The sequence below is a fragment of the Vibrio sp. TRT 1302 genome, from assembly GCF_050113875.1.
Taxonomy (GTDB): domain Bacteria; phylum Pseudomonadota; class Gammaproteobacteria; order Enterobacterales; family Vibrionaceae; genus Vibrio.
The window spans coordinates 18,482-31,340 of record NZ_JBNJOF010000008.1 but is presented as its reverse complement, the minus strand read 5'-3'; the positions used below and the strand labels follow the sequence as shown (position 1 = coordinate 31,340).

Annotated in this window: 12 protein-coding genes and 1 tRNA gene; 3 read left to right on the top strand and 10 right to left on the bottom strand. The window is 44.5% G+C overall.

Annotated features, from left to right (window positions below; translation table 11 throughout):
- Positions 1 to 34: 34 nt before the first annotated feature.
- On the top strand, positions 35 to 448 hold the full coding sequence (locus ACQEXP_RS11765; RefSeq protein ID WP_426970025.1) for a VOC family protein: 414 nt from the start codon (positions 35 to 37) through the stop codon (positions 446 to 448).
- Between the two features lie 195 nt (positions 449 to 643).
- Here ACQEXP_RS11765 and ACQEXP_RS11760 read toward each other — a convergent pair.
- Positions 644 to 734, bottom strand: a tRNA-Ser gene (locus ACQEXP_RS11760).
- A gap of 316 nt (positions 735 to 1,050) precedes the next feature.
- Between ACQEXP_RS11760 and ACQEXP_RS11755 the strand changes: the two genes are divergently transcribed.
- A complete protein-coding gene (locus ACQEXP_RS11755) occupies positions 1,051 to 1,755 on the top strand; it encodes a MaoC family dehydratase (protein WP_269375745.1) in 705 nt (234 codons plus the stop codon).
- A 63-nt stretch (positions 1,756 to 1,818) separates the two neighbouring features.
- On the opposite strand, the gene ACQEXP_RS11750 is transcribed toward ACQEXP_RS11755, so the two are convergent.
- Positions 1,819 to 2,394: a hypothetical protein gene (locus tag ACQEXP_RS11750; RefSeq protein WP_269375746.1), complete on the bottom strand. Its 576-nt coding sequence runs from the start codon at positions 2,392 to 2,394 to the stop codon at positions 1,819 to 1,821.
- A gap of 161 nt (positions 2,395 to 2,555) precedes the next feature.
- On the opposite strand from ACQEXP_RS11750, the gene ACQEXP_RS11745 reads away from it, so the two are divergent.
- Positions 2,556 to 4,079: a DUF3612 domain-containing protein gene (locus tag ACQEXP_RS11745; protein WP_426970022.1), complete on the top strand. Its 1,524-nt coding sequence runs from the start codon at positions 2,556 to 2,558 to the stop codon at positions 4,077 to 4,079.
- Between the two features lie 286 nt (positions 4,080 to 4,365).
- Here ACQEXP_RS11745 and gntR read toward each other — a convergent pair whose 3' ends face one another.
- The 8 genes from gntR to ACQEXP_RS11705 form a co-directional block, all read right to left on the bottom strand.
- Positions 4,366 to 5,367: a gluconate operon transcriptional repressor GntR gene (gntR, locus tag ACQEXP_RS11740; protein WP_426970020.1), complete on the bottom strand. Its 1,002-nt coding sequence runs from the start codon at positions 5,365 to 5,367 to the stop codon at positions 4,366 to 4,368.
- A 119-nt stretch (positions 5,368 to 5,486) separates the two neighbouring features.
- Positions 5,487 to 6,980 carry an NADP-dependent phosphogluconate dehydrogenase gene (gene gndA / locus ACQEXP_RS11735; protein WP_426970019.1) on the bottom strand — a complete coding sequence of 498 codons (1,494 nt, stop codon included), beginning with the start codon at positions 6,978 to 6,980 and terminating at the stop codon, positions 5,487 to 5,489.
- Entirely contained in the window at positions 6,977 to 7,477 is a 501-nt protein-coding gene (locus ACQEXP_RS11730) for a gluconokinase (RefSeq protein WP_426970017.1), read from the bottom strand. The genes gndA and ACQEXP_RS11730 overlap by 4 nt, the downstream gene beginning before the upstream one ends.
- 73 nt (positions 7,478 to 7,550) lie before the next feature.
- Positions 7,551 to 8,867 carry a TRAP transporter large permease gene (locus ACQEXP_RS11725; protein WP_426970015.1) on the bottom strand — a complete coding sequence of 439 codons (1,317 nt, stop codon included), beginning with the start codon at positions 8,865 to 8,867 and terminating at the stop codon, positions 7,551 to 7,553.
- Positions 8,860 to 9,417, bottom strand: coding sequence for a TRAP transporter small permease subunit (locus ACQEXP_RS11720; RefSeq protein WP_269375752.1), 558 nt, complete (start codon positions 9,415 to 9,417; stop codon positions 8,860 to 8,862). The genes ACQEXP_RS11725 and ACQEXP_RS11720 overlap by 8 nt, the downstream gene beginning before the upstream one ends.
- A 79-nt stretch (positions 9,418 to 9,496) precedes the next feature.
- Positions 9,497 to 10,513, bottom strand: a complete 1,017-nt coding sequence (locus ACQEXP_RS11715) for a TRAP transporter substrate-binding protein (RefSeq protein WP_426970013.1) — start codon at positions 10,511 to 10,513, stop codon at positions 9,497 to 9,499.
- Positions 10,514 to 10,758: 245 nt separating this feature from the next.
- Positions 10,759 to 11,193 (bottom strand): DUF962 domain-containing protein, encoded by a 435-nt coding sequence (locus ACQEXP_RS11710; protein ID WP_269375754.1) that lies wholly within the window; start codon positions 11,191 to 11,193, stop codon positions 10,759 to 10,761.
- An 88-nt stretch (positions 11,194 to 11,281) separates the two neighbouring features.
- Positions 11,282 to 12,640: a diguanylate cyclase gene (locus ACQEXP_RS11705; RefSeq protein WP_426970011.1), complete on the bottom strand. Its 1,359-nt coding sequence runs from the start codon at positions 12,638 to 12,640 to the stop codon at positions 11,282 to 11,284.
- Between the last annotated feature and the right edge of the window lie 219 nt (positions 12,641 to 12,859).

Sequence of the window (12,859 nt, the reverse complement as noted above, 5' to 3'; positions counted from 1 at the left end):
TTACAATCAACCTTTTGAAATAGCGGAAATCATCATGTCCAAAACGGTTCAGCAGCAAATCGGAAACATCGCTCTAGTTGTCGAAAATTACGACGATGCTATTGCGTTCTATACTCAAAAGCTTCAATTCACACTGGTTGAAGATACTGACTTAGGTGATGGTAAACGCTGGGTTCAAGTTTCTCCTCCAAATTCCAATGGCACGAACTTGCTTTTAGCTCAAGCGAGTACGCCAGAACAAACGCAAGCAGTAGGAAATCAAGCGGGTGGTCGCGTGTTCTTGTTCCTGCAAACTAATGATTTCTGGCGAGACTACGAGCTAATGAAAACAAATGGTGTGGTATTTAATGAAGAGCCACGCGTTGAAGAATACGGCACAGTTGTGGTGTTCCAAGATCTTTATGGGAACAAATGGGATTTACTGCAACTAAACAGAGCAACCAAATAGCACGCACATAACCAGCAAACTTCCTTTGGAAAGTCATGGGAGTTTTGTAGAAAAACAGAGGTGGCATTACGTGTGTAGTACACGCCAGAAGCCAGTTTTATCAAATACCTATGTATCACCTATCGTGTTAGGTGACATTTCTAGGCGTCAGATACGAAAAAAGCCTTTGATAATCAAAGGCTTTTTTCAAGAATGTGGCGGAGAGATAGGGATTTGAACCCTAGATACGCTATTAACGTATGCCGGTTTTCAAGACCGGTGCTTTCAACCACTCAGCCATCTCTCCGTTGCGTGGCGTATATTAGGTATTGCCCTGCTACTTGTAAAGTATTAATTCACTCACTATGGTTTAACTGCTGAGAAACTAAACAGTTTTTGAGGCAGTATCCAACAGAAAGCCACTAAAAAGGGCGGAATCTATGGGATAAAAGCTCTATTGTTAGTTTTGTAATAAAATAGTGTTTTATTTATAAGTTTATGTTTTTAATAAGAAATACCACTTTCAGACAACAGTTGTACGCCCGAAAGTCGTTGCACAATAGTGTGAACTGTTTCAAAATTACGGAATTAACCGAGTAACGTGATCTATTTCTGAGGTTTTCATGAAAGTCGCTGACTTATTTAAACATCGTGGTGAATCAATTTCTAAACAGCATTCTGAGTTTATGCAGTGGATGTCTCCCACTGTACGCGAATACTGGGGTGAAATTGTTAATAAGGCTCATAACCGCCACCTGTTTACTCGTCTGCGTGATTTTCACATTCCCGCAGTTAACGACGAGTTACAGCATCCGCTAGAAACGCCAACTACTCCGACGCCACAAACAATCGAGTTAAAGCCTGAAGCTCAAAAAGTGTACCTTGAGTTACAGTCTAAGATTGGTGAAGTCATTCATACTGGCGACTGGCTGGATATCTCGCAAGAGCGAATTAACCAGTTTGGTCAAGTGACCGAAGATATGCAGTGGATCCATACCGATCCAGAACGTGCTGCTACTGAGTCACCGTTCAAGACTACAATTGCGCACGGTTTCCTTACTCTGGCGTTATTGCCTAAGTTGACTGATAGTGTCGATCCAGAGAACAACTTGTTCCCAACAGCTAAGATGGTCGTCAACATCGGTCTTAATCAGGTTCGTTTCCCATACCCTGTGAAATCGGATAACCGCGTACGTGCGGTTAGTACTTTGTCTAAAGTAACGCCTATCCGTAAAGGGTTAGAAATTGAGCGTGAAATTAAAGTTGAAATTGAAGGTGTTCGTCGCCCAGGTGCAGTTGTAACATCAGTGATTCAACTTCATTTCTAACGCCAAAACAAACATAAAAAAAGGATACCTTTCGGTATCCTTTTTTCGTTGTACTGCTTGTGGTTATCGAGTCATGGTGTAGCAACGTTCTAGTTGGTAATCGTCACCATTTTTTGCTGTGTACTCTTTCTGCTCAGTACATGCACTAGGTTTACCTTTTTCGTCGCCTTTAACCACGCTGATCCAGTGGCGCATAGCTGCAATCTCAGTCATTGCCGTTGGAAACATGGTGCACGTCTCAAGCTGGATATCTTCAATATCGATAAGCTCTACGCAACCTGTGCCTTTATGATTGCCAAAGGTCACTTCTACATGGCTACCTGTGCCATCTCTAAACAGGATTGATGCTGGGTCTTCTTTTTCACCAGTGTAAGCCACAAAGTGCTTAGAGTGTTTTAGACCGCTGTGGCTGCCGTCTTTGAAGTACGCCATTACATGACGGTAGTCGATTACGTAAGCTGTTACTTCTTTATGTGAACCGTTCTCTAGTGGGAACAAACGGTCAAGCAGTTGCTTAGCGTTTTGTTGTTTTTCCATAGCTTGGCTAGCGTCTATCGTCTCTACCGCGAAGACTGCTTCAGCGATAAATGGCATATTTTGTTCTTGGATTTCAGTCTTATCGATTGTCAGCATGTTCATAGTGTTTCCCTCGCGGATATTTCACAACTTATTTGTCCTTGCGCAAATATTTCAAATCCCATTCTGTTTATATGTGAATTTGTGACTTTGCTTACTTTCTATACTAGTGAATTTTTTACTACAATTTCACAACAAAAATTTTACAGTGTGAATTTTACAAAATGCCAGTGTCAAAAAGCTTGATCCGCCAGTCCCATTTTCTAGGTACTAAGATAAGAAATCTTAGGAAACGCAACCACTTAACTATGGAAGATCTCTCTGCTCGTTGCATCAGGGTTAATCCCGAGTATGCGCCATCGGTTTCTTACTTATCGATGATCGAACGTGGAAAACGGGTCCCTAGTATCGATATGTTGGAAGTTATCGCCGAAGTTTTTCAAAAAGATCCAGCTTGGTTTCTTGACGATGAACCCGAACAGGCGGATATCACACCAGATAAAGGAAACAGAGGTGGGATCAGCGGTATGGCACTCGAGCCAAGCTTCCTGTTTTCAAACGATATTTTACAGATAGCTATCCCTGAGATGCTTTCACAAACTGGTATTACTGGCCGCCAGTTTGCACATTTGCTGATTCGGGCACACCAAGAGAGCAATCAGAACCATTTCCCTGATCTTGAAAGAGCAGCAGAGGAAGTGGGCCTGAAGCGACTTAACCTCTCTGCCGAAGATCTCATGGATATAGCTCGTAGCCTTGGTTTGACTATCCGCTGGATTTCACGACCACCACAAGACGTCGTTGACGAGCTTGGTGTCAGCGCAAAACAAGTAGTTACCTCGTTTTTTGAACCACCAGGTACCATCTTCCTCAATGAAATTTTAAAGCTGTACCCTACTCGCCTTAAGTACGACCTCGCCGTTTATATTGGGCACTGTGTTTTACACAGCAAAGAGGGGCTAAAGAGCGTACTCTCTGTTGGCCATGCCAATAGTTGGGAAGAGAGCAACCAAGCAAGTACGACGTCTGAACTTAACTCACAGGACATTTTACAAGCTTGGAGAGACTTTGAGTCAAGCTTCTTCGCTGGCGCACTACTGTGCCCTAAGGTTCCATTTAGGCAGTTACTGGACCGCAGCGGGTACGAAATCGACGTACACCTAAAAGCAGGGGTTTCACCTTCCGTTGCAATGAGACGAATGACCGTCGTTTCTCCTTACCCTCACTGGCACTATTTTGATGCCTACGGTCAAAATAAGCTTAAGGCAGTCTACCGAGGCAACGGGATCCCTCTTCCTTGGGGGAATATGCGCAAAGTTAACGATCCATGTCAGCACTGGGCGGTGTTCAGGAAGTTATCAGAACCACAACAGGGAAGCTCAGCTCAGATCTCAATTCTGAATGTGGGTGACGAGCCAAGAATTTACTGTTGTGAGTCAGTAAATATGACCGATCCCGCAGGCAACAACCGCGTGCTTTGTGCCGGTATCGATCTCAATCCTGCGATTGATGCGCAGGGAGGAAACTCACTTGAAATTGCCGAAGAGCTTAAAGCTCTATGTGTCGGAAACGGAGGAAGCGCTGCGATACCACGCCATATACGAAAGGAATTTACTACTATCGCAAAGATTCTCAATATTAACTGGATTGAGAGAGGTATTGAGTCGGATGCGCGAGTGATCTGTTCAAGAGGCGCAGTGTGTCCTAGAAAACCGAGTTGCTACAGTGGGTGCCAAGAGGCCGAGTAGTTTCGATTTACGGAGACCAAAAAGAAAAAAAGCCAATCACAATATGGGTGATTGGCTATATATATGTGTGAACAAGATAGGTTCACTAACAACGTCAGTTGGCTAGGTGACCCTCGGCTTAAGAAGGGTCAAACTAAATAAAGCAGAAAGCGTGCCAACTTTTACTAAGACAATATTTGCTTGTTTTTGCTTAATTCATAACCTAATTCATAAAAACTAAGCGCATAATAGATTTTCAAGATGCAATTCTAAGCAAAATGCAAAAACTTAAATTCGCATTTTGCAATTATATACTTTCACCAAGTTCTATCCGATAGCCAAGATCAATGCTCTCCTGCCATTGTTCTTTGCCTTTCAATCTCTCAATGATTTGCGTCGCAGCTACATGACCGATTTGTTCACGTGGCGTTATCACTGTCGCAAGCTTAGGTATCATCGCTTGACTGATATCATGACCGTGGAAACCCGCAATCGCCATCTGTTGAGGAACGAGAATACCGCGCCTCTGGCATTCGTATAGTGCACCAATCGCTAAATCATCATTCGTACAGACAATCCCATCGACTTGTGGGTACTGCTCTACCAACTCTCCAAGAAGCTTCGCCCCCAGAGTAAAAGAGGATGCGTCTTCCGTCTGCAAGCTAACGGTTTCCAAGCCCGCCTCAGACATCGCCTGATGATAGCCATCCATTTTCAAGCGCGTACGCTCATCCATACGCGCAGCAAAATAGGCAATGCGCTTCCTACCTTTAGCCAGAATTGCTTCTGTTATTGATTTGGATGCCTGAGCGTTATCAAATCCAACTGCCTGTTCAATGCGTGGTGAATAGCTGTCCATGATTTCAATGATTGGAATAGAGGCCGTTTGCAGCATCTTTCGTGCTTTCTCGGTATGCACATTTTCAGACAAAATAATGGCGTCAACGTTGTATGACAGCAAAGATTCGATGCTTCGCTCTTCTAAATCCGTGCTATATCCATAGTGAGCAATCATGGTCTGATAACCAGCAGGGGTTGTTACGGACTCAATACCCCTTATCACTTCGGCAAAGACTTGGTTCGTTAAAGATGGAACCAATACACCGATGGCATTGGACTTAGCGTTTGAAAGAATGTCCGGTGCTCGATTGGGAATATAGCCTAGATCTTCAACCGCCTGATTTATTTTATCTTTTATAGCTTCGGAAACCTGTGATGGGTCGCGTAGACAGCGGCTGACTGTCATTTTTGTTACCCCTACTCGATCTGCGATATCTTGTAAGGTCGGTCTTTTCTTCTTATTAGCCATAACTGAGTGTCTATACATCTTCCTGTTTGTGTTACTGGTAACATAGTACCTTTCATCGGATATTATTTTATTGTTACAGGTAACAAAAAAGCGTTCACAATTTGGTGAACGCTCTTATTTCATACACTAACTTGATTTCTTGGCTCTAAATGCCAGTTTAAATGGTACTTCGCCGCCTCATCTTCATCTATGCGCGAGTAACTGTGCGCTCCAAAATAGTCGCGTTGTGCCTGGAGTAAATTAGCCGGTAGAACATCGCAACGTAAAGCATCAAAATAACTCAATGCAGAACTTATCCCTGGCATCGGGATGCCCGTCATCGCCGACTTAGCAATGCTTGATCTCCAACCAAGAGAACGGGATTTAAGCTCAGTGGCAAAGTGTTCCGCGAAAAGAAGATTCTCCAAATCAGGCGTAGCCCTATAAGCCTGCGTGATTTGTTGCAGAAAGCCAGCTCGAATGATACATCCTGCACGCCAGATTTTGGCGATATTGGCAAAGTCGAGCTGCCACCCTTCCCTATCGGAGGTCACTTTTAGCAAATCAAACCCTTGCGCGTACACGGTCAACTTGGCGCAATATACAGCATCATGCAATTCACTGATGGTCTGTTGCTGTTCTAGCCCCACGAGAGGTTCAATATCCGTACTTAAATAATTTGCCGCCATCGTACGCATCGATTTCTGGCTGCTTTGAGCTCGGGCGAAAACGGCTTGTGCGATCGTAGGAGCTGGCGCGCCTTGTTGAAGAGAGTTGACCGCCGTCCATAAACCCGTCCCTTTCTGTCCCGCCTTATCTAAGACGATTTCAACAAAAGGCTTTCCGGTGACTGGGTCAAGAGTTTGCAGTATGTCCGCACTGATCTCCATCAGGTAGCTGTTAAGAACGCCTTGATTCCACTGGGCAAAAACTTGACCAATCTGTTGCGCGGACATGGATAGCACGCTAGACATAAAGTGGTACGCTTCGCAGATTAACTGCATATCCGCATATTCAATGCCATTGTGAACCATTTTCACATAATGACCTGCGCCCGCTGGGCCAAGATAAGCCGCACAAGACTCTCCAGCTTCAAATTGACCCACAGGGATGCCATTACCATCCACTTTCGCTGCTATCGCTTGCCACATAGGTTCGATTTGCTGCCATGCTTTCTGGTCCCCACTCGCCATTAATGAGGGACCAAATCTGGCACCAATCTCGCCGCCAGATACTGCGGTACTGAAAAAGCGAAGCTTTCCTTGATACTCAGCCTCACGACGTTCGCTGTCTGTCCATAAACTGTTGCCTGTATCGACAACAATATCTTCGCGGCTTAACCCTGCGTTTAACAAATCAACAATCACCGAATCGACGATGGAACCGGCTGGAACAGATAGTGCAATAACGCGAGGGGATTCGAGATTAGCAAGTAACTCACCTAAGTCCATAGCAGCCAAATAACGTCCCTTTTCGGGTTGCTGTGACAATCGCTCTGCTTCACTTTTTGCCCTAGCTTGGTTTGTCGGGTCGATATCAAATCCAACCACTGTAAAACCATGGTCGATAAGGTTTAAGGCAAGACTTTTGCCCATCACTCCTAATCCGATCATTGCGATATTTGCGTTGCTCATGCCGTTTTCGCCTCAATTGCGTTTAATACTTGTTGTACGACTTGCTCTACTGATTGAGAAATATCGATATGCAGTGCTTCATCACAGGTCGGCTCAACCAAAGTATCAAACTGGCTGCGCAACATGGCCTCACCATTGAAGTAGTGGTTAGCGCGATTTTTGTGGCGAGCCCATATGGTGTCAAAGTCTCCTTTCAAATAGACAATCACAAGGGATGAGTTCTCACTACGTAAAATATCGCGGTACTCTGGTTTTAACGCGGAGCAAGCCACAACAGCACATTCGTTATCGAGGTACAGTTTGTTCAGAGTGTGAAGCCAGCCGATACGGTCTTCATCATCAAGGGGAATACCCTGACGCATTTTTTCCACGTTAGCCTGAGGATGAAAATCATCGCCATCGTAAAAAGGTAACTGTAACGATTTGGCTAACTCGCTGCCAATCAGGCTTTTGCCGCAACCCGACACGCCCATTACTAAGATTTTTTTTGCTTTCATCGGACAATACTATCCTTAGCCTTCTTAACTTACCGAAGGCTGTGAAGTTCTAAATTTCTATACCGTGTAGTGGTTATTTCCACCACATCGCTAGTTCAGGGAAGACAATAACAAGTCCTAACACCAAGATCTGGAGGCCGATAAAAGGCAATAGCGAACTGAATATTTCACCAAGACTGATGTCTTTAGGAGCAACAGATTTTAGATAAAACGCCGCTGGACCAAACGGTGGTGACAAGAATGAAACCTGCATGTTGAGACAGAACACCACACCAAACCAAACTGGATCAAAACCTAAACCGGTAATAATCGGAACGAAAATAGGCATGGTCAGTAACGCTACGCCAACCCAGTCAAGGAACATGCCGAGTACAAGCAGAATCACCATCATGATCAGAAGCGTACCAATTGCACTACCACCACTTAGGCTTAGAATCACTTCTTCAACAAAGTTGATACCGCCCATCAGGTTGTAGATACCGACAAGTGCGCTCGCACCAATACCGATCCACATGATCATCCCGCAGGTTCTCATCGTCGCAATCGCGCTTTCCTTCAACATGGTGTAATTCATTTCACCACGGATGATGGCTGAGATCATGATACCAACGACGCCCAGAGCCGAAGCTTCTGTTACCGAAGCGACACCCGTGTAGATACTACCCAGTACGACAGCTACCGACAGTAACGGGAAGAACAGCGCTTTGAAGTAGCTGACCTGTGGTTCCTCTGTTTCATCACTATCACTTGGGATAGGCGCTAAAGCAGGATTGAGCTTACAACGAATGAGTACATACGCGATGTAGCAACCAGCGAGAATAAACGCAGGAAGAAACGAAGCTTTAAACAGATCGCCAATCGACACGCTTGCCGTCATACCGTAGATAATCAATACAATACTAGGCGGCAGCATGGTACCAAGCGCGCCACCAGCACAAGTCGTTCCTATGGCTAATTTACGGTCATAACCTAGACGCAGCATTTGCGGTAAAGCTAGGATGCCCAGTAACACGGTCTCACCACCAATCACACCAGACATCGATGCCAAAAGTACCGCAACCATAAGCGTCTGTACGGCGACACCGCCCCTTACCTTGCGACCCACCGATTTCATTGCATCAAACAGATCTTTTGCAATACCTGAACGATCCAGTAGTGCAGCCATCAATACGAACATCGGCACTGCAAGAAATACATATCCAGACGCGAAACTGTACGTACGGCTTGCAATCAGAGGTAAAGCGTCAGGCCCAAACCAAAACAGAGTGAAAAAGATGGCAACAAAGCCAGTAACAAAAGCCAACTGCATTCCTGTCAGCAGTAAGCCGATCATCATTGCCAGCATTAGAGCACTGCCCCAAGCAATGCCTATCGAAGATAAATCAAACATTATCATTGTTCCTTAGCCCCATGATTTCTTGGATCAGGTGCAATACAAACTGGACAACAAGAATACATAAGACAACAAAGATGATGCCTTTAAGTAATGCGGGATAAGGGGCGTTCAAGACAGAACCCGATGTTTCTAAACGCAGTTCGCCCCATGGGGTAAACCATGCTTCATTGGCTAATGAATATGCCGCGTAGGCAAGCATTCCTGCAAACGCTAACCCAACAATATGATGGACAATATTGAGGTATTTTCGCGTACGTGATGACACCGCATCATAGATCAGTACGACTCGTACATGTTTGTTGGCAGCAAAGGCATAAATACCCCCAACGATAAAGAGCGACCCTCCGATAAAAGAGGCGGTTTCGTGAACCCAAGTAGTCGGAGCATCAAACGCATAGCGCATGACCACTTCATAGAAGGAGATCAGAACGGTGGCGATAAAGAACCAACTGAGCAGATTACTGATTTTTATAATGGCGCGATCGAGTATATTTCGCGGCTGCTCTTCCGCTTCAGGTGGTGTATGCGGCGTTTTATCAGTCATAACAAATGTTCCAAAAAAATGGAGGGCGTAAGCCCTCCAGAGAGAAGCCAAACAGGAAGGTTAGCTTTAAAACTGATGATTACAGTAGGCCATTAGACTCTAAGAAAGACGTCACTGAGTCATATACCTTCTGTGCATTCGGTGAACGTTCAGCAAATACTTTCCATTGAGTCTTAGCGATCTCACGGAACTTCTTACGCTCTTCGTCTGACCAGTTGTGGATCGTAATATTTGGGTTTGCCTGCGCTTCTTTAACAGCAATCTGGTCTGCCATTTTTAGTTGCGTTGTCATATCGTAAGAGAAATCACGCACTGATGTTTGTAAGATAGTTTGTAGATCCGCTGGCATCTTGTCCCATTTCTTTTGAGAGATAGAGATATCAATCAATGGCAATGAGTGGAAGCCAGGTTGAACAGGATGCGTTGCGATATCATTCATACCCGCTTTCTGGTTTGTTGAAAATACCGTGTAGTCCGCGGCGTCAATAACGCCCTTGCTTAGGCCAGTAAATACTTCAGATCCAGGTAGGTTTACCGGCGTCGCTCCTGCTGCTGCGAATACCTGCTGCACAAGTCCTTCCGGAGCACGTAGCTTAAGACCTTTCAGGTCATCAACACCATCAATTGGCTTCTTAGAGATAAAAGATTCTACGCCTGTGGTCGACGCACCAACGAACTTAACACCATACGGAGCGTAAAGCTCTGTCATTAGCTCGTTACCACCACCGTAGTTCATGTATTGAAGCAACTGAGTCGTATCAGACCACGCACCAACCATGTTACCAATCAAACCAAATGCTGGATCTTTACCAGAAAAATAGCCAGTCGCTGTCACTTGACCATCAAGGATACCCATTTTGATCGCACCTAAAGTCTCAGTGTGTTTCACCACTGAACCTACTGGCAGCAAATCAATTTCAATACGGCCGTTAGACATTTTTCCTACACGTTCCGCCCAATTCTGTTGAACCTTGTAGTTCAGGTCACCAGAAGGATCTGACGACTGAATCTTAAGGTTAAAATCTGCCGCAAATGCAGAGACAGAGAATAGACCGGTAATGGCAGTGGCAAGCAGAGTTTTCGTCATTGCTTTCATAATGAGGGGTATCCTTTATTTGTTTCAGTTGTCCAGTTAAGCCTATATGACTTTTGGTTTGCTACCGGATGTAGTTCTTATGTTACCGGTAACTTTCGCTAATGTTACCGGTAACAGGCAACCGTTTACCATGACTATTGTCACAATTGTTAACAACAATGAGGAGAAATGAATAATGAACAGAATAAATGTGAACTTGCCCACATGTTATGGGCAAGTGAATAGATGGGGATATCGATCAGAACTCAGTGTTTTCTAAACACCCACACAGGGCCAATAAGCAAAAACTGAACGTCTTCGAAGAATGATGGTTTCTTGCCCTCGATCTTATGGCCGACAAATTGAAAAAGCCACAAAACCGCGAACAGCACTAAAGAGACAAACAACACAGAGAGCTGTAACACTTCTAATGACCAAATCAACGAAATACAGGCTAGGGTAAAACCGAGCATCATTATGAATACACTCAACGATAACCTGAAATAAAACACCATGACAGGCAATGCAGCAAGCCACACCCAGTTAAGTGTCAAACCAAATAGTTGAATGGGTGGAATAGACCAAATCAATCCAACAACAGAAAGAAAAATACCGGGAACCGCAACCTTATGAATTTTTTGGTTGATCGGATTCTGATGGCTTTCACCATACTCATTTAACCACTGAGATAAGTCCTTCATACTCTCATACCTGTAATGCTCCTTTACTATTTCTATAGCATGGGTTTAGCAGCATTGCAGCGGTATAATCTCTTTTTGTGAGAACTCTTTATATCTGCCGGCGTTTTTCTTCGTACATCCTAGAATCCGCGAGTTTAAACATCTCTTCTATGTCTTTAAATTCAGGGTCATAGATAGCATATCCAACACTCACTCGTAGATTAATTAAGTGCTGTTCATAGATAACCGGCGTATGGCAGACGGCTTTTTGCAGCTCGATATTGATGACGTCAATATCCTCTGTGCTCGCGACCCTAGGCAGCAGCACCAGAAACTCGTCACCGCCCATACGAGCAACGATGTCTGAGGTTCTGAGCACACTTTTCAACCTCTCGGCAGTTGCAACAAGTACCTTGTCCCCTGCCGCATGGCCAAACGTATCGTTAATCGCTTTGAACTTATCTAAATCGATATTAAGAATGGCAAAAGAGTCACCTCCGCCATTCTTTTTCACCGCGTTAAAATGCTCACCAAAGGTATACATAAAGTAGCGACGATTGGGTAGCTGTGTCAGTTCATCATGCAAGGCACGATCATTCGCTGCCATATAAAGCCGATAGGTCGCAATAAAGGCCAAGATAAGCATAATTATCATCGGATAGCCAAGCAGTCTAACCGCATGTACTCGGTACCACTTAGCGCCACTTAGCAAGTCACTTTTCGTCGATGCGGCGATCTGCCAGCTACCGTATGGAAAATGCACAGACTCTGAGGCAAATGCTTGATCAAACGTCGTTTGAAAGCCGTAAAACACCTCACCTTCCGATCCTGAGCTATCAACACCACGCATCGCTAGATTATAACGATGCTCAAACGAGGCAACACCCGCTTCGGAAAAGAGTGAGTCCAAGGAAATCACCACACTGCACACACCCCAGTAGTCAGTGTTGTAAGGAGGATCGGAAAAAATCGGGACACGTGCGATCAGAGCTTTACCACCCTGTACTAAATTGACGGGGCCAGAGATAAAGATCTCTTGGATTTGCTGGGCTTTTTTTACCGAACGCCATTGATTGGGAATAGATTGATAATTCAATCCTAAAACCGCTTCGTTTCCTTCCAACGGGTAAACGAATTGAACGACATCATTCGGCGCTAGCCCTAGCAATTGAACATGGTGGCTCTTACGCATAATGCTCGATGCGATAAGGTCCCATCCCGAAAATTCAAATTCTGGATTGGATGCAACTAGAGCAGATAACCCATTAGCAACATAGATATCTGAGACAATCGCAGCTTCAAGCTCCGATCGAACAATTGACAACTCTTCCTTAGCTCGGGCCAGCAAACTATCACGCAAAAACGTTTTCTGACTTCGGTCAAGTGACTCAACCAGCCCAACAAAAAATATAAAGGTCATCAAAAACAGCGCATTAATATAATGCTGCCTGCCCACATGATAGGCCATCCATCCCCCACAACTATCACAGACACCAGAGCAAACTCAATCTCAACTCATTGACGTATCCATACGTGCTAGTGTTAATTATTATTAATATTAGTTATATAAAACGTACATTAAATTGGTCGAGATTTCATCGATAATCGATAAATATATTATTATCATTCCAGCAATCCTTGCACATCATCAAAGAAAATCAGTGGTACCAATGCTTATATAGGTCGC